Annotated in this window: 11 protein-coding genes; 7 read left to right on the plus strand and 4 right to left on the minus strand. The window is 66.5% G+C overall.

What is annotated here, in order from left to right; all coding sequences use genetic code 11:
• Positions 1-440 precede the first annotated feature (440 nt).
• Positions 441-2,315, plus strand: a complete 1,875-nt coding sequence (locus tag ACH0CP_RS08720; RefSeq protein WP_294442045.1) for a M1 family metallopeptidase — start codon at positions 441-443, stop codon at positions 2,313-2,315.
• 229 nt (positions 2,316-2,544) lie between these two features.
• Positions 2,545-3,183: a type B chloramphenicol O-acetyltransferase gene (gene catB / locus ACH0CP_RS08725; protein WP_294442046.1), complete on the plus strand. Its 639-nt coding sequence runs from the start codon at positions 2,545-2,547 to the stop codon at positions 3,181-3,183.
• Positions 3,184-3,341: 158 nt separating this feature from the next.
• On the opposite strand, the gene ACH0CP_RS08730 is transcribed toward catB, so the two are convergent.
• From ACH0CP_RS08730 to ACH0CP_RS08740, 3 genes are all read right to left on the minus strand, one after another.
• The gene (locus ACH0CP_RS08730; protein ID WP_294442047.1) at positions 3,342-6,425 is read right to left on the minus strand and encodes a TonB-dependent receptor domain-containing protein; all 3,084 of its coding nucleotides are present in this window, start codon (positions 6,423-6,425) and stop codon (positions 3,342-3,344) included.
• Positions 6,426-6,717: 292 nt separating this feature from the next.
• Entirely contained in the window at positions 6,718-8,610 is a 1,893-nt protein-coding gene (locus tag ACH0CP_RS08735) for a ribonucleoside-diphosphate reductase subunit alpha (RefSeq protein ID WP_294442048.1), read from the minus strand.
• A gap of 425 nt (positions 8,611-9,035) precedes the next feature.
• Positions 9,036-11,675 carry an EAL domain-containing protein gene (locus ACH0CP_RS08740; RefSeq protein ID WP_294442049.1) on the minus strand — a complete coding sequence of 880 codons (2,640 nt, stop codon included), beginning with the start codon at positions 11,673-11,675 and terminating at the stop codon, positions 9,036-9,038.
• Between the two features lie 107 nt (positions 11,676-11,782).
• Between ACH0CP_RS08740 and ACH0CP_RS08745 the strand changes: the two genes are divergently transcribed.
• Together ACH0CP_RS08745 and ACH0CP_RS08750 are read left to right on the plus strand one after the other, a co-directional pair.
• Positions 11,783-13,306, plus strand: a complete 1,524-nt coding sequence (locus ACH0CP_RS08745; RefSeq protein WP_294442050.1) for a fumarate hydratase — start codon at positions 11,783-11,785, stop codon at positions 13,304-13,306.
• Positions 13,307-13,334: 28 nt separating this feature from the next.
• Positions 13,335-14,273, plus strand: a complete 939-nt coding sequence (locus ACH0CP_RS08750) for an alpha/beta hydrolase (protein WP_294442051.1) — start codon at positions 13,335-13,337, stop codon at positions 14,271-14,273.
• Between the two features lie 79 nt (positions 14,274-14,352).
• On the opposite strand, the gene ACH0CP_RS08755 is transcribed toward ACH0CP_RS08750, so the two are convergent.
• On the minus strand, positions 14,353-15,315 hold the full coding sequence (locus ACH0CP_RS08755) for an HAD hydrolase-like protein (protein WP_294442052.1): 963 nt from the start codon (positions 15,313-15,315) through the stop codon (positions 14,353-14,355).
• Between ACH0CP_RS08755 and ACH0CP_RS08760 the strand changes: the two genes are divergently transcribed.
• From ACH0CP_RS08760 to ACH0CP_RS08770, 3 genes are read left to right on the plus strand one after another with little or no spacing between them, the layout of a single operon-like run.
• The gene (locus ACH0CP_RS08760) at positions 15,287-15,928 is read left to right on the plus strand and encodes a DUF969 domain-containing protein (RefSeq protein WP_294442053.1); all 642 of its coding nucleotides are present in this window, start codon (positions 15,287-15,289) and stop codon (positions 15,926-15,928) included. The two genes, ACH0CP_RS08755 and ACH0CP_RS08760, sit on opposite strands and share 29 nt — an antisense overlap.
• On the plus strand, positions 15,925-16,827 hold the full coding sequence (locus ACH0CP_RS08765; protein WP_406875670.1) for a DUF979 domain-containing protein: 903 nt from the start codon (positions 15,925-15,927) through the stop codon (positions 16,825-16,827). The genes ACH0CP_RS08760 and ACH0CP_RS08765 overlap by 4 nt, the downstream gene beginning before the upstream one ends.
• Positions 16,824-17,807: a DUF2891 domain-containing protein gene (locus tag ACH0CP_RS08770; RefSeq protein ID WP_294442055.1), complete on the plus strand. Its 984-nt coding sequence runs from the start codon at positions 16,824-16,826 to the stop codon at positions 17,805-17,807. The genes ACH0CP_RS08765 and ACH0CP_RS08770 overlap by 4 nt, the downstream gene beginning before the upstream one ends.
• Positions 17,808-17,814: the final 7 nt, after the last annotated feature.

A 17,814-nucleotide genomic window follows, 5' to 3' on the forward strand; every position in this document is an offset into this window, starting at 1 on the left:
AGCGCTGGTGCCGCCCCGAAAACCGGAAAAAAGACCGGCGAACCCTGTGCCAGCATCGTATCCAGAGTGGGCGCGATTTGCCACCCCGATTGCGATGCAAAGGACCCACTTTTTTCTGTGGATAGAATCGAGATGTTGCGCTGAACCTGGATTGCCAACCGCAATATCTTGATTTCCGGACCGACGGGCCGTCGCCAGGGTTATCAGCCGCTCACGCGGGTCTGTGCTTGGTATGTTCCGGCGGGCAGCGGCCGAGAAGCACGCGCGCCTGCGATTCCCGAGCGACGTTGCCGCAACCGCTGGGAGACGGGCCGAGCCCTCGGCAAGCCGTCTCATCAGGGCCGTTCTGGTGACCGACACCGCTACCCACGGGGTCGCGGCGCGCTAACGTCATACAAGGCAACTCGACGCCGCGTTCGCCATCGGGCACGTGGGCGCGCATGAAGAGACTTGCCCCCGCGATCCTCGCCGCCCTGCTCGTGCCGCCCGCCGTCGCCTCGGCCGCCCCGAACCAGCCCGCTGCCTCCCCGATCCTGACCACGCCCGACGCCAAGGACGTGCTTTCCTATGCCCGGCCGGAGATCGCACGCGTCACTCATGTCGACCTCGACCTCAGTGCCAATTTCACCACCAAGACGGTGGCCGGCATTGCGACGCTAGACGTGCTCACCGCGCCGGGCGCGAAGGAGATCGTGCTCGACACTGACGGCCTCACCATCCGCTCCGTCACGGACGGGAAGGGCCGTGCGCTCGCCTGGAAGGTTGGCGCGAGCGAGGAATATAAAGGCGCGCCGCTCACCATCCAGCTGAACGGCGCCAAGAAGATCGTCATCGCCTATCAGGCGGCGCCCACCGCCCGCGCGCTGCAATGGCTGCCGCCGCAGTTGACCGCCGGCAAGAAGAAGCCGTACCTCTTCAGCCAGGGCCAGGCGATCAACAACCGCAGCTGGATCCCGACGCAGGACAGCCCCGGCATCCGCCAGACGTGGACGGCGAAGATCACCGTGCCGGCCGATCTGGTCGCGGTGATGAGCGGCGAGCGGCTGACGCCGGCCGGCGAGCCCGCCGCGAACGGCCAGCGCACGTACCGCTTCGCCATGGACAAGCCGGTGCCGCCGTACCTAATCGCGCTGGCGGTGGGGGACCTCGCCTTCAAGCCGCTGGGCAAGCGCACCGGCGTCTGGACCGAGCCATCGATGCTCGATCGCTCGGCCTATGAACTCGCCGATACCGAGAAGATGGTCGAGGCGGCGGAGGGGCTCTACGGTGCCTATCGCTGGGGTCGCTACGACCTTCTGGTGCTCCCGCCGTCCTTCCCGTTCGGCGGCATGGAGAACCCGACGCTGACCTTCCTCACGCCCACCTTCCTGACCGGCGATCGCGCCAATGTCGGGCTGGTGGCGCACGAGCTGGCGCACAGCTGGTCCGGCAATCTCGTCACTAACGCCACCTGGTCGGACAGCTGGCTGAACGAAGGCTTCACCAGCTATTTCGAGAACCGGATCATGGAGCGGCTCTACGGCAAGGAGCGCGCCGACGTGGAAGCGGATCTGGCGTGGGACGAGCTGGAGACGAATTTCCGCGCCGCTGGCGGACGAACCGCGCCCGGCACGCGGCTGCACGGCGATCCCGAAGGCGGGCAGGTCGATTACACCAAGGGGGCGATCTTCCTGCGCACGATCGAGGAGACCGTCGGCCGCGATCGGTGGGACGCGTATCTGCGCTCATACTTCGATCGCCATGCCTTCCAGCCGCAGACGACGGCGGGCTTCCTCGCTGATCTGCGCGCCAACCTGATCCGCGGTGACAAGGCGCTGGAGGCGAAGCTGCAGCTCGATCGCTGGGCCTACGAGCCGGGTCTGCCGGACAATGCCGTGCATGTCCAATCGCCCGCGCTGACGGGGGTCGAGCGGGACGCGGCGGCCTTCACAGCCGGCGGGCCGGCATCTGCCATCGACACCGAGGGCTGGTCGACGCAGCTGTGGCAGCGCTTCATCGCGCGCCTGCCGCGCACGCTGCCGACCGAGCGGCTGGCAGAGCTCGATCGCACGTTCCGCCTGTCGGAGCAGAGCAACGGCTATATCCGCTCGGCCTGGCTCGAGCTTGCCATCGCCAATCGCTACGATCCGGCGGTGCCCTCGATCGAGCAGTTCCTCACCAGCGTCGGGCGCACGTTATTGGTGCGGCCGCTATACCAGGGGCTGAAGGCGCAGGGCGATTGGGGCATGCCGATCGCGCGGCGCATCTATGCCAAGGCGCGGCCGACCTACCATCCGGTGACGGCGGCGGCGATCGACAAGGTGCTGGGCGACTAAGCCGCGCGGTGCGACCCGGGCTTCCAGGCGGCCGCGCTTGGCAACCCGGGCCGCATGCCGCATGATGCGCCGATGAAGATCACGCCGAGTACCATCTGAATCGCGCTTCCTCGTGTGCGACGAGGGAAGCCGGGGCGCAGGCATCGCTGGATGTCCTGCCGGTACTCGCTTGCCACCTGCACAGCCGGACACTGGTTGCATGCACGGTGCGCAGACACGGATCTTCATGATGCACAATGTTTTCGAAAGCCCGTTCAAGGGCATCACGCTCGATCGGCTCGTCACCAATCCCAACATCAAGGTGGGGCGTTACAGCTATTATTCCGGCTATTATCACGGCCACGGTTTCGACGAGTGCGCGCGGTACCTTCTGCCCGACGAGGGCGTGGACCGGCTGATCATCGGTTCCTTCTGCTCGATCGGATCTGGCGCCGCCTTCATCATGGCCGGAAACCAGGGCCATCGCAGCGACTGGATCAGCACCTTTCCGTTCTTCTGGATGCCGGACGTGCCGTGCTTCGCCGGGGCGGCGAACGGCTTTCAGCCCGCCGGCGACACGATCATCGGCAATGACGTGTGGATCGGATCGGAGGCGGTGATCATGCCTGGCGTGCGCATCGGCGACGGCGCGATCATCGGCACCCGCAGCCTCGTCACCAGGCACGTCGAGCCTTATGCGATCGTCGGCGGCAACCCGGCCAAGGTGCTGCGCAAGCGGTTCGACGATGCGGATATCGCGCGGCTGCTGGAGCTTCGCTGGTGGGACTGGAGCGATGCCGAATTGCGGGAGGCAATGCCGATCCTGACCAGCGGCGACATCTCGGCGCTATACGAGCACTGGCGACGGGCGAATCCCTCAGCCGGTTGATAGTCAGTTCCTGATGCGCGCACCTCCCGTTCCGAGCGGGACGCGAGGTGCGCCTTCATCACTGCACAAACATGGCCGATCGCCGTGTGCTGCCACGCCCCCTGGCCGGGGTGTGGCAGCGTGCGGGGCGCTGCGGAGAGGTCGCGTCGCTCCGCTGATCAGAAGTGCACGTTCGCGCCCACCAGGAACGATCGGCCCACCAGGCCCTGGTAGTAGGTGTTGAACGCGCCCGTGCCCGCGGTGGCAGGATAAGGGACGCCGGCGTCGGTCACATTGTCGATGTTGAACCGAAAATCGAAATTGTCGGAAGCCTTGACGATGAAGGCGGTGTTCCAGATGCCGTAGCTTCCGATCCGCCGGATATCGCGGGAAGTATCCGTGTCGTTCGCGTCGAACACGGCCGGGCCGATATACTGGACCTGGTTGAACCAGCTGAAGGCCCCGCGCTCCAGCGTCAGGTTGATGTTGAACCGGTCGATGCTGCTGCCGATCTCGCCCCGCGTGCTGGACCACGGGGTGGCCTCGCTGATCCGCTCATCGGCGCGGATGATGTGCTGGTAATTGGCGCTTGCCGTCACGCCGACCGAACCGATCCGGCGGGTGTAGCTGGCCTCGACCTCGATCGCTTCGAACCGGAGGCCGCCCTGGTTGATGAACGGTTCCTGCAGCGTCACGACCTGGCCGAAATTGTCGCCCGCGGTCGGATCACGGGTGATGAGGCTGCAATAGAGATTGTTGGGATAGTCGGTTGCATCATAGCAGCCGCGCAACACGTCCTCCGCGCTTGACGCGACGATCGTGTCGCGCAGGTTGATGTTGATATAGTCCACCGACAGCGCGAGGCCGGGCAGCTGTCGCGGCGTGATCAGCCCGCCGACCGTCCAGGATTTGGCGCGCTCGTTTTGCAGGTCCCGGTTGCCGAGAACTGTGATTGGCACCGTCACGGAGTTGATCAGCGACGAGAAGTCGGTCGGCAGGCCGGCGGCGGCGCAATTCGCCTGGCGCACGGCGGGGTTGGGGCCGGAGTTCAGGTTCTGCTGGTCGCATGGATCGAAGCCGCCGTCGAACGCCGGCTGGTTGGCGGCGAACAACTCGGTGACGGCGGGCGCGCGGATGGCGCGGGTGTAATTGCCGCGGATCGCGATGCCGTCGATCGGCGCCCAGCGTCCGCCAGCGGTCCAGGTGAAATCCCCCCCGGCGACCGAATTGTCGACGTAACGGCCGGCGGCATTCACCTCCAGCTCGTGGATCAGCGGAATGTTCTGATCCGGCCCGATGAGCGGCGCGCGGAATTCGCCGAACACCTCGTTGGTCGTGTAGGATCCGCGCAGCCCAAGGATCGGGATCGAACGGCCCAGCGCCTCGGTGTAGAAGCGGTCAGGCGAGAAACGCGAATATTCGCGCCGGTTCTCATACCCGACCGAGATGGCGAAATCGCCGCCGGGCAGGCTGAACAGCGATCCGGTCAGCGTCGCCAGGATGTCGCGCTGCGAGGTAATCGCAGTGGTCCGCGCGTTGGTCGTCACGTAATCGCGCGCGGCCTGGCTCGGTGCGCCGCTGCCGAACAGGTTGAGCGGCGCACAGGTGGTGGAGATGGTGCCGTTATATTCCGGCAGGTTCGGCGGCGAGGCCGGGTTGGTCGGATCGGGATTGAACGGCAGGCAGACGATGTTGCCGCTGGCATCGAAGCCGGCATTCAGCGCGCGTCGCAGGTTCGGCTCCACCAGCGACGGTTGCAGCGACCTGCTCTTCGTGCGCCCGTAATTGGCGGAAACTTCCCACTCGAACTTCCGTTCGCCCAGGTTGAAGTCGCCGCGTACACCGCCGACGAAGCGGTACAGATCCTGGTTCAGCTTCGCGACGCCGGAGACCAGATCGGTGTTCGCCCGGCCGAGATAGAATACGTCATTGTCCGACGCTGGCAGCCCGGCAGCCGTCAGGTTCTGGACGATCAGCGCCCTGGCCTGAGGCGTCAGGAACGGGTTGCTCAGCGGGACGATGTAATTGCCGTTGACGTCGAACGTCCCCTGCGGGCTCGCGCTGAAGAAGTTGGTATTGTACACCGGCTGGCCGGCAAGATTGGTCGCCTTGGTCTTGGAATACCAGGCCTCGCCGAACACCTCGATGCCGTCGCTGACTTCATACTTGCCCAGCATGACGGCGTTGAACCGATTGGTTTCCGCCCGCAGGTTCGAGATGTCGGCGAAATTCAGATTGTCCCCGCCCAGAAAGGTCGTCGGATCGCGCGTCGGCGTGCCGATGTTGAACGGTGTCAGATTGCCGCTCGGGTCGAAGGCGACGATCTGGCCGGCAGCGTTACGCACCACCGATGTCGTGCCGCCTGCCTGCGCGGGCGTGAGGCGCGCAGCATCCCGGATGAAGGCGATACCGCCCGTCGTGCCGAGATAGGTGCGGGTGTTGTCGACCAGTACCTGATCGAACGGCGACGAAGGATCCAGAGGGGCGATGAAGCCGAGCTGCCGCCGGACGATCGAGCGCTGGTTGCCGAGCAGCCCGTCATCGTGATTATATTCGGCGTTGACGGTTATGTTGCCGCGCCCGCCGGCGAAGTTCTTGCCGAACAGCGCGCGCACGCGCTGGTTGCCGAGATCCCCGCGCTCGCTCACCCCGGCCTGGCCATCCACCTCCAGGCCTTCGAAATCGCGGCGCAGGATGATGTTGACGGTGCCGGCGATGGCGTCCGCGCCGTATATCGGCGCGCCGCCGATCGAGATGGTCTCGACCCGCTGGATCAGCTTGGTGGGGATCGTGTTCAGATCGACCTGCGTTCCGGCATCCGCCGAGGAGAAGATCGTCGCGGGGTTGGCGGCAACGAAGCGGCGGCTGTTCACCAGCGTCAGCGTGCGCTGGGATCCGATGCCGTAGAGGTTGACGAAGTTCTGGCCCACGCCGAACCCGTTCCCCTGGTCGCCGATCGGTGAGCTGCCCGGCACGGAGAAGCCGGGCAGTTCGTTCAGCGCACGGGCAATATCGGGATAGCCGCGGTTGTTGAGCGTCGTCGCATCCAGCGTCGTCGTCGGTTGCGGGTTATCGAGCGCAGGGCGTGCGATGCGCGATCCGGTGATGACGATCTCTTCGCCGGCATCGCCTGCGGTGTCAGTCGCGCCGGGCGGCGCGCTCGCCTGGTTGGAGGGAGCATCCTGTGCTTGCGCCGCGCCAGCCGCAGCAAGCGCGATGACCGAAGCGAGAGACGAGCCGAGCAGCATCGCAATACGCGTCATGGCCATTCTCCTGGCGAATGTGCCGGTGACAACTCGCGATCTGGAGAATGGTTTTAGGCTGGGCGGCGCGATGCCGCGATTTCGCAGGACCCGTGATATTTCAGCAACGTGGCCAAGATCGTTACGGCCCCACAGCGATCAGGCGCGATCCCGGGCGGCGTTGATTGTCCCGCCAGACGTTACGCGGCTGCCGAACTGCGAGGCCCGCCCGGGGGCGGAGGATGACCGGATAGCACGACGCTTGCCCCCGGCGGAGCAGCGATTGCCGGCCGGAGGTGCGTGTCTCATCCCGTTACTGACAGGCGAGGCACTCGTCGTAGTCGGTCGTCTCGCCCAGGTTGAACTGCGGCTTCTCGATCGTGTTGTCCGCTTCCACGCCGCCGGCGAAGCCCGCGCGCTGCACGCTCTTCGAACGCAGGTAGTAGAGCGACTTGATGCCGAGCTCCCAAGCGCGGAAGTGCAGCATCAGGAGGTCCCACTTCTCCACGTCGGCCGGGATGAAGAGGTTCAGCGACTGGGCCTGGTCGATATACGGCGCACGGTCCCCGGCAAGCTCAAGCAGCCAGCGCTGGTCGATCTCGAAGCTGGTCTTGAAGCAATCCTTCTCTTCCTGGCTGAGGAAGTCGAGGTGCTGCACGCTGCCGCCATGCTCGAGGATCGAGTTCCAGACGCTGTCCGCGTTCTTGCTCTTCTCGTTGAGCAGCTTCTCCAGATACGGGTTCTTCACCGCGAAGCTGCCGGACAGCGTCTTGTGGGTGTAGATGTTGGCCGGGATCGGCTCGATGCAGGCGGACGTGCCACCGCAGATGATCGAGATCGACGCGGTCGGCGCGATCGCCATCTTGCAGCTGAACCGCTCCATCACGCCCATGTCGGCCGCATCGGGGCAGGGGCCACGCTCGGCCGCCAGCGTCATCGATGCCTGGTTCACCTGCGCATTGATGTGCTTGAAGATGCGCAGGTTCCAGCTCTTCGCCATCGCGCCTTCCATCGGCAGGCCGCGTGCCTGGAGGAAGGAGTGGAAGCCCATGACGCCAAGGCCGACCGAGCGCTCACGCGCCGCGGAGTAAGCCGCACGCTCCATGCCCGGCTCATGCCGGTCGATATAATCCTGCAGCACATTGTCGAGGAAGCGCATCACGTCCTCGATGAACTGCTTGTCGTCCTTCCACTGGTCCCACGTCTCCAGGTTGAGCGAGGAGAGGCAGCAGACCGCGGTGCGATCATTGCCGAGATGGTCGCGGCCCGTCGGCAGCGTGATCTCGCTGCACAGGTTCGAGGTGGAGACCTTCAGGCCCAGGTCGCGGTGATGCTTGGGCATGTTCTTGTTCACGTGATCGGCGAACACGATGTACGGCTCGCCGGTCGCCAAGCGAGTCTCGACCAGCTTCTGGAACAGGCTGCGCGCATCGACCTTGCCGCGCACGGTGCCATCCTTGGGCGACTTCAGCTCCCACTCGCCGCCGTCACGCACCGCTTCCATGAAGGCATCGGGGATCAGCACACCGTGGTGCAGGTTCAGCGCCTTGCGGTTGAAATCGCCCGACGGCTTGCGGATCTCGAGGAACTCCTCGATCTCCGGGTGCGACACGTCGAGATAGCAGGCGGCCGATCCGCGGCGCAACGAGCCCTGGCTGATCGCCAGCGTCAGGCTGTCCATCACGCGCACGAAGGGGATGATGCCGCTGGTCTTGCCGTTGAGGCCCACCGGCTCGCCGATGCCGCGCACGTTGCCCCAATAGGTGCCGATGCCGCCGCCGCGGCTCGCAAGCCAGACGTTCTCGTTCCAGGTGTCGACGATGCCGTTCAGGCTGTCGGGCACGGAGTTCAGGTAGCAGCTGATCGGCAGGCCGCGCCCGGTGCCGCCGTTCGACAGCACCGGCGTCGCCGGCATGAACCACAGGCGGCTGATGTAATCATAGATGCGCTGCGCATGGGCGGCATCATCGGCATAGGCGCTCGCGACGCGCACGAAGAGATCCTGATAGGTCTCACCCGGCAGCAGATAGCGATCGTTCAGCGTGTCCTTGCCGAAATCGGTCAGCAGCGCGTCGCGCGAATGATCGACCTCGACCGGATAGGGCTTGCGCAGCGTGCCCGGCGTCGTGCCGGTGTCGGTGCTCGCCGTGTCGGCCTGCAAAGTCTCGGTCGCCATGTTCGCCTCGCTCGCGTCCCTGAAATCCATCGCCGCCGTATCCCTGTCTCGTCGAATCGGGGGCGAGCCCCCATGCTACACCGGCGTGACGCTGATGGGTGAGAACAAAAAGTGACCGCGCCTGTGCGAAGACGGCGCTCGGCCAGCAGCTGCGATATGGGGTCGCAGCCCTTGTTCTACCAGTTCTAGCGTTCACCCCTGAAGCTTACCCCCACAGATTGTGGCAGTCTTCATCGGGAGGCAAGAGGGCGGCAACAACGTTTCGTCGTGCCGGGCAGGCGGATGGACGAGGGGGCAGGGGCGCGACGCGCGGACTTCCGCGGGGTTCGCGAATTGCAAGACGGAAGAACCGAAATGAAAAAAAATCGGTGCACAAACTCCGCCTCGCCGCGCTTGCGCACGGAAGGCCCGCGGTGGCCGTTTTCATCCCGCCATCCGGTGGACGGGCCGGCGGGTCAGCCGGCCTTGCGGGTCATCTTCGGTGCAGGCTGGTTCAGCCGGTCGAGGTTGAAGTCCTGCGCGAACTCCAGCCCCGCGCGGCCGTCCGATGCCCAGCGGATCGTCGCCGGGAACAGCTGGTTCTCCAGCAGCTCGATCTGCACGTCGACGCCGATCGCTTCTTCCGGGAATTCGACGCCGTCGATCATCGCGCCGGTGGAGGAGATGTTGCGGATCCGCACCTCGCCCGTCTCGTCGCCGATCTCCAGTCGCGCCGAACGCAGCATCTTGGCGCGCGTGGCGCGGCTGACCCGCGGGCCGACCGGCGCTGCCTGGCCGCCCACGGCCAGCAGTTGCTCGATCACGGCATCGGCCGGCTGGGGGCGCCCATAGACGTACCCCTGGATATGGCTGCAGCCGAGATCGCGGATCAGCCCGATCTCGTCCTGCTGCTCCACGCCCTCGGCGGTCGTCTCCATGCCCAGCGTATCTGCCAGCGTGACGATCGCCTTGATGATCGCGGCGTTGCGGTTGCCCGACTGGATCGCACCGCGCACGAAGCTCTGGTCGATCTTGATCTTGTCGAACGGCGCCTTCTTCAAATAGCCGAGCGAGGAATAGCCGGTGCCGAAATCGTCGAGCGCCAGGCGCACGCCGATGCCCTTCAGCGCCTTGAACATGTTGTCGGACGAGGCGTCCTCGTTGAGGAACACCCCCTCGGTGATCTCCAGCTCGAGCCGCGCGGCGGAGATGCCGGCCGAGGCGATCGCGCTGGTGACAATGGCGGGCAGCGCCGGGTTCGCGAACTGGATCGGCGACACGTTGACCGCGACGCGCACGTTCTCGGGCCACATCGCGGCCTCGGCGCAGGCGGTGCGCAGCACCCATTCGCCGATCGCCTCGATCAGCCCGCATTCCTCGGCCACCGGGATGAAGTCCGCCGGGCTCACCGCGCCGCGCGTCGGGTGGTTCCACCGCAACAGCGCCTCATAGCCGACAATCCGCTCGGTCTTGGTCGACACCACCGCCTGATAGGCCAGCTGCAATTCGTTGCCGGACAGCGCCTGGCGCAGGTCGTCCTCCAGCCGCTTGCGGTTCTGCGCCCCCTCCAGCATCTCGTCGCGGTAGAAGCGATAGACGCCGCGCCCGTCAGCCTTCGCGGCGTAGAGCGCCAGATCGGCGTTGCGGATCAGCGTCTCGCTGTCCTCGCCATGCTCGGGCGCAATGGCAACGCCGATCGAGCAGCCGATCGAGATCGACGAACCCTTCACATAATAGGGCTGCGACAGCGAGGCGATGATCTCCTGCGCCAGGTTGCCGAGCTGCTCGCGATTGCCCTCGCGCGGCAGCACGACCTGGAATTCGTCTCCGCCCAGCCGCCCGACGAGCCCGGCGTCGCCGACGCTGCGCTGCAGCCGCTGGCCCACCTGCTTCAGCAATTCGTCGCCGATCTGGTGGCCGAGCGTGTCGTTCACTGCCTTGAAGCGATCGAGATCGAGCAGGAACAGACCGGTGGTGGTGTGGACGCCCTGGCTCGGTGCCAGCGTCTGTTCGAGCGCCAGGCGCATGCGCTGGCGGTTGGCAAGGCCGGTGAGGCTGTCGAACAGCGCCAGCCGCGTGATCTCCGCCTCGGCGCGGCGCTTTTCGGTCAGGTCCGATCCCGAACCGATGAAGCCCTGGAAGCGGCCGAGATCGTCCAGCATCGGGCGCCCGGAGATCGACCACCAGCGATCCGATTCGGTGGGGAAGGCGGGGCGCACCGAATAATCGGAGAAGCTGGTGCGCGCGGACAGGTGGAAGGTCAGCGTCCGCTCGGTATCCGCCATTTGCGAATCGACGCGGAAGATGTTGACCAGCCGCTCGCCGACCGGGGTGACGCCAAGCGCCTGAAGCTCGCGCGCGACCTTGTCGGTAAGATACGTCAGATGGCCGGCACGGTCGGTCTGCCAGAACCAGCCGGTGCCGTGGCTTTCATATTCGCGCACCAGCCGGGCGGCGAGCTGCTGCGCCTGTTCCTTTTCGCCCCGCTCACCAAGCTGCGCATGATCGCGCCGGGCGACCCGCGCCACGCCCACCGCGAGCATGCCGGCGAGGATGAGCGCCGCCGCCGCCGCGACGCTGATCCCGGACGTGACGGGCACCATCAGCGCCAGCGTCCCGGCGAAGGCGAGGCTCGCCGGGCGAACCGCGTGAAGCGCGATCGCGCTGAGGATGATGACGCCGAAGCCGACGACGAACCCGGCGACTCGCAGCGAGGCGCTGGGCAGGTCGGGCGCGAGGTCGAGCTGGATCGACAGGCCGACCGCGAGCAGCGCCGCCAGCGCACAGAGCATCACCGTGCGGCGGTGCGGGGCCATGCTGCGCGCCGCCGGCAACTCCAGCAGTCCCCAGGTGACAAGGCCAAGGCCGCTCAACGCGGCACACAGCCCCGACACGGTGGCGACCGGCTCGTGCCACGCCAGAATCGTGCCGATCAGCGCGGCGGAGGAGACGAGTAGCACCGCCACCACCACCGGCCACAGCGCCGCCACCTCGCCCAGCCGGGCCTCGGTGGCGTCGTGCAGCGCATCGTCTTCAGTGGCGACCAGCCCCAGCGCCTCGGCGAGGCGGGGAGACGGCGTGGCGGAAGCAGACAGACGGCGACGGAGCGATCCCATGAGACGCCCCTAGACTGAGAAGATTGGGAAAGAGTTAGCAGCCGCCGCGCGTCGCATCCCGACGCCCCCGTTGCACTCGCCGCCAGCGCGCCATAGTGCAGCGCGTCATGACCACGACGATCCGCGCCGCAGACCTGATCGAGAGCGTTGCCGATGCGCTCCAGTTCATCAGCTACTATCACCCGATGGATTACATCCGCGCGCTTGGCGACGCCTATGAGGCGGAGCAGGGCCCGGCTGCGAAGGATGCGATCGCGCAGATCCTGACCAATTCGCGGATGTGCGCGGAAGGCCACCGGCCGATCTGCCAGGACACCGGCATCGTCAACGTATTCGTCAAATGGGGCATGGACTGCCGCATCGACGATACGACGCGCTCGATGCAGGAAATCGTCGATGAAGGCGTCCGGCGCGCGTATCTCCACCCGGAGAACAAGCTGCGCGCCTCGGTTCTCGCCGATCCCGCCTTCACCCGCCGCAACACCAGGGACAACACGCCCTGCGTCCTCCATGTCGAGATGGTACCGGGCAGCAAGGTCTCGGTCGACGTCGCGGCCAAGGGCGGCGGCAGCGAGAACAAGTCCAAGTTCAAGATGATGAACCCCAGCGATTCGATCGTCGACTGGGTGCTGGAAATGCTGCCGCAGATGGGCGCCGGCTGGTGCCCGCCGGGGATGCTCGGCATCGGCATCGGCGGCACGGCGGAACATTGCGTGCTCCTCGCCAAGAAGGCGCTGATGGAGCCGATCGACATGGGCCCGCTGAAGGCGCGCGGGCCCAAGAACGACATCGAGGCGCTGCGCATCGAGATCTTCGACAAGGTCAACGCGCTCGGCATCGGGGCGCAGGGCCTCGGCGGGCTGTCGACCATCCTCGACGTGAAGATCCTGGACGCGCCGTGCCACGCCGCGGGCAAGCCGGTGGCGATGATCCCCAACTGCGCCGCCACCCGCCACGCGCATTTCACGCTCGACGGCAGCGGCCCGGCATATCTCGAGACGCCGAAGCTGGATGAATGGCCGAAGGTCAACTGGACGCCGGACAAGGCCGCGATCCGGGTCGACCTCGACACGCTGACGCCGGAGATGGTCCGCTCGTGGAAGCAGGGCGATCGCCTGCTGCTGAACGGCAAGATGCTGACCGGGCGTGACGCCGCGCACAAGCGGATCAAGGACATGCTCGACGCCGGCGAGGAGCTGCCGGTCGAGTTCAAGGGCCGCGTGATCTATTACGTCGGCCCGGTCGATCCGGTCGGCGAGGAAGTGGTCGGCCCGGCCGGCCCCACCACCGCGACGCGGATGGACAAGTTCACCCGCATGATGCTCGACCAGGGCCTGCTCGCGATGGTCGGCAAGGCCGAGCGCGGGCCGGCGGCGACCGATGCGATCAAGGACGCCAAGAGCGCCTATCTGATGGCGGTCGGCGGCGCGGCGTACCTCGTCGCCCGCGCGATCAAGGGATCGAAGGTCGTGGGCTTCGAGGATCTCGGGATGGAGGCGATCTACGAGTTCGAGGTGGAGGACTTCCCGGTCACCGTCGCGGTCGACAGCGAAGGCAACAACGTCCACCAGCTCGCCCCGCTCGTGTGGCGCGAGAAGATCGCCCGCGAAGGCCTGCTCCAGCCGGCATAAGGACGCAGCAGCTACAGGAGACGGCGTCATGAGCACGCGGCATCTGGTCGATCCCGAACTGCTGCCGCTGCTCGACCTGTGGCCTTCGGTGACCATGTCGGCAGAGGTGCTGGAGCAGGCGCGCAGCTGGCCCGCCCAGCCGCCGCCCGCCGACGATGACGGCGTGATGATGGAACGGATCACCGTGCCCGGCCCGGCCGGCGCTCCGGATCTCGGCCTCGTCATCTTCCGCCCGGCCGCGCCGGTGCCGAATGCCGGCGGCATCTGCCACATGCACGGCGGCGGCTTCGTGCTCGGCACGCCGGAGGGCAGCGCCGCGCGGCTGCGCCCGATGGTTGCCGCGCTAGGCTGCGTCATCGTCTCAGTCGACTATCGCCTCGCGCCCGAGACACCGTTCCCCGGCCCGGTCGAGGATTGCTACGCCGGCCTTGCCTGGACCTTCGCCAATGCCGGGCGGCTTGGCATAGACCCGACGCAGATCGGCGTGATGGGCGAGAGCGCCGGCGGCGGGCTGGCCGCCGCAGTGGCGCTGCTCGCACGCGACCGCGGCGAACATCGCCTCGCGTTCCAGCACCTCCTGTACCCGATGATCGACGACCGCACCGGCGTGATCGACGGCGATCCGCTGACGGGCGAGTTCATCTGGAACCGCGACAGCAACCGCTTCGCCTGGCGGGCGATGCTTGGGCGTGAACCGGGCGGGGAGGGCGTCTCACCCTATGCCGCCGCGGCGCGCGCGGAGAGCCTCGCCGGCCTGCCGCCCACCTATATCGCGACCGGCAGCCTCGATCTCTTCCGCGACGAGAATATCGCCTACGCCCAGCGCCTCCTCACCGCCGGCGTGGCGTCGGAGTTCCACATCTGGCCCGGCGCCATCCACGGCTTCGACGGCGCACCCGACGCAGCGATCACGCGCGAGGCCAATCAATCCCGCATCGCCGCGCTGCGCCGGGCGTTCAGACGCTGACTGCTCGGCTTCGTCGCGGTCTTGAAGGTCTCGGTTAGTCGGAAATCAGACCTGCGCGCGGCCCCTGTTTGCGTGAACATCAGTCGAGCAGTTTGCGAAGCGCCGAGACACTGTTGAGCATCAGGGTTGGTTGCTCGCGATCAAGTGCTTCATGGTGCGCATAGCCCCAAGTAACGGCAGCCGAGGCGATGCCGGCCTGATGTGCGGCTTCGATATCTCGCGCCTCATCACCCACATAGATCGTTCTCTCGCGCGTGACGCCGACTTTCTTCATCGCACCCCGCAGCTTGGCCGCCTTGCCGAACATGCTGGAGCCGCAGCTTAACAGGCTCATTTGCGTCGAAAGCGTCGGACCTAGAACAGCGCGGACATTGCTCTCGGCATTTGAACTGACGACGGCAATTCGCATGCCGCTTTCGTGAAGTAGCGCTAGCTGCGCATCGATTCCGGGAAACAGCCGGAACGATTCAACGTTGGCGGACGCCCTTCTGCGCATGTGTCGCGCGATGGCCGGCATCCTCCACATTGGCACTCCGAGTTGTTTGATGATCTCGCGACTTGCGAGCCGCCTAAGTACTTGGCGCTCGCCATCAGTCGTTTTCCTGAACTCGTACTTGTCAGCTACCTCGTTCAGGCAGCCGAAGAACCAGTCTGTCGTGTCCGCAAGAGTGCCGTCGAAGTCGAAAACCGCTAGGTCATACCGCATTGCAGCGGGGTGCCTGCGCGGCATTGATTGTTCAACGCTTTCACGAAGAACCAGCCGAAAATGCGTCGAGCGCGCACCAGTCTGTCGTGGGCCACAAACCCGCAACCGGGCATTTCCTGTCGAACCGGTCTCGCCAGCCATAACGTCCAGTGGATCGCTGAATGTCGCCGATACGCACGATTGCGCCGAACCACCTCGCCGCTTCGGGCTTGTCCGCGCACCGCCGCTGCCGCACAGATCGGCGGATGGTTTCCATGACATGGCGGCGCCCGGGGCGGCGGCGAACTGATGCGCGGGAGGGCGCCTGATGCTCGTCCTTGCCGGCATCGCGATCATCGCGCTCGGCTTCCTGTTGCGCTTCAACCCGATGCTGGTGATCGCCGCCTCCGCGCTCGTCACCGGCCTTGCCGCAGGGATCGATCCGCTCGCCATCCTCGCTGCATTCGGCAAGGCGTTCAACGATACCCGCTATGTCACCGCCATCTATATCGTGCTCCCCGTGATCGGCCTGCTGGAGCGCAATGGCCTGCAGGCGCGCGCGCGTGCTTTGGTGGGCGGGCTGAAGGGGCTGACGACCGGGCGGCTGCTGATCGCCTATCTCGCGTTCCGCCAGATCACTGCCGCGCTTGGTCTTACCTCCGTCGCCGGGCCCGCGCAGACCGTCCGCCCGCTGATCGCCCCGATGGCGGAGGCGGCGGCGGGGGAGGCGCATGATCCCGAAAAGGTGAAGGCGATGGCCGCCGCCACCGACAATATCGGGCTGTTCTTCGGCGAGGACATCTTCATCGCGATCGGATCGATCCTGCTGATGAAGGGCGTGCTGGAGGGCTACGGCATCTTCGTCGAGCCGCTGCACATGTCGGTCTGGGCGATCCCCACCGCGATCGCCGCCTTCGCCATCCATGGCACGCGGCTGTGGCTGCTCGATCGCAAGGCGCGCCGCGCATGATCGGGCTGAACTTCGTCTATCTCGTCGCTGGGCTGACGTTCCTCGCCTTCGCGATCCTCTCGCTCGCCGAGCGGCGCTGGGCCAATACCGGCTTCTACGCGCTGGTGGCAACGAGCTTCCTCGTCGGCGACTGGCTGGGCGACATTGGCAATGGCGTGCTCGTCCTGGCGCTGGTGGCGATCGCCGCGAGCGGGCGGATGAAGCGGCGCGTGCCGACGGGCGAGCCAGCAGCGCGCGGCGCGATGGTGTTCGTGCCCGCATTGGTGATCCCGGCGACGGCGCTGATCGGCACCTTCGTCTTCAAGCAATTCCCGGCGGTGTTCGACGGCAAGCAGGCGACCTTGGTGGCGCTGGCGGCGGGCGTGCTGCTGGCGCTTGCACTTTGCTACGCCTGGCTCCGGCCGGCGCCCGGCGAGCCGTTCCGCGCTGGCCGTGCTTTGATGGACGATATCGGCTGGGCCGCGGTGCTGCCGCAGATGCTCGCGAGCCTCGGCGCTGTGTTTGCGCTGGCGGGTGTCGGCGAGGTGGTCGGCCGGCTCATCGGCGTCGCCATACCCACCGGCAGCGTGCTTGGCGCGGTGCTCGCCTTCGGGCTTGGCATGGCGCTGTTCACGATGGTGATGGGCAATGCCTTTGCCGCCTTCCCGGTGATGGCCGCGGCGGTCGGCATTCCGCTGCTGGTGCAGGCCTATGGCGCGGATCCCGCGCCGGTCGCGGCGGTTGGCATGCTGGCAGGCTTCTGCGGCACGCTGATGACGCCGATGGCGGCGAACTTCAATCTCGTCCCCGCCGCGCTTCTTGAGCTGAAGGATCGCAACGGCGTGATCCGCGCGCAGGTGCCCACAGCGCTGTCGCTGCTCGTGTTCAATGTGCTTTTGTTGTGGTGGATCGTTGCATGACCCTGACGCCCGATGTCGCCGCCGGCTTTGCCCGGCTCACGCTGGGCCATGTCGGGCAGCGTTATCCCTTCAAGCTTGATCAGGTGCTGACTGGGCCGGAGGATCTGCGCGAACCGCATGAGATTCACCCGATCTTCCACGGCAGCTTCGATTGGCACAGCTGCGTCCATGGCTGGTGGCAGCTGCTGACGATCGCACGGCTGTTCCCCGATCTGCCCGAAGCCGCGCAGATTGGCCGCCGCGCCAACGAGATGCTGGTGCCGGAGAAAGTCGCTGGCGAGCTGGCGGTGCTGGCGCGACCCTATGCGGCTGGGTTCGAACGGCCGTACGGCTGGGCCTGGGTCCTGGCACTGCATGGCGAGGCGGTGCGGCATGACGCGGCCTGGGGCGCGGCGCTCGAACCACTCGCGCGCGCCTTTGCCGAACGCTTCCACCAGCATTTGCCCAAGCTCACCTATCCGATCCGCGTCGGCACCCACTACAACACCGCCTTCGCGCTGACCTTGGCACGTGACTGGGCGCTCGATCATGATCCCGCGCTGGTGACGCTGATCGACGCGCGCGCGCGCGACTGGTTCGGCGAGGATCGCGGCTGCCAGGCATGGGAGCCGGGCGGCGACGAGTTCCTCTCCTCCGCCCTGTGCGAGGCGCTGCTGATGAGCCGCGTGCTCGGCGACGGCTTCGCGGGCTGGTTCGACGTCTTCCTGCCGGACGCCGTCGCCGGTCGCCCGCAGAGCCTGTTCACGCCCGCCACCGTGTCCGATCGCAGCGACGGGAAGATCGCGCATCTCGACGGGCTGAACCTCAGTCGCGCATGGTGCTGGCGCTCGATCGCAGCCGCGCTGCCGGCGCACCCGATCGCGCCGGTCGCACGCGAAGCGGCGGACGATCACCTCGCCGCCAGCCTGCCGCATCTCGCGGACGATTACATGGGGACGCACTGGCTGGCGACCTTCGCGCTGCTCGCACTCACTGTTTGAAAGGGGC

Source organism: Sphingomonas sp. 179-I 2A4 NHS, assembly GCF_045369135.1.
GTDB lineage: Bacteria > Pseudomonadota > Alphaproteobacteria > Sphingomonadales > Sphingomonadaceae > Sphingomonas.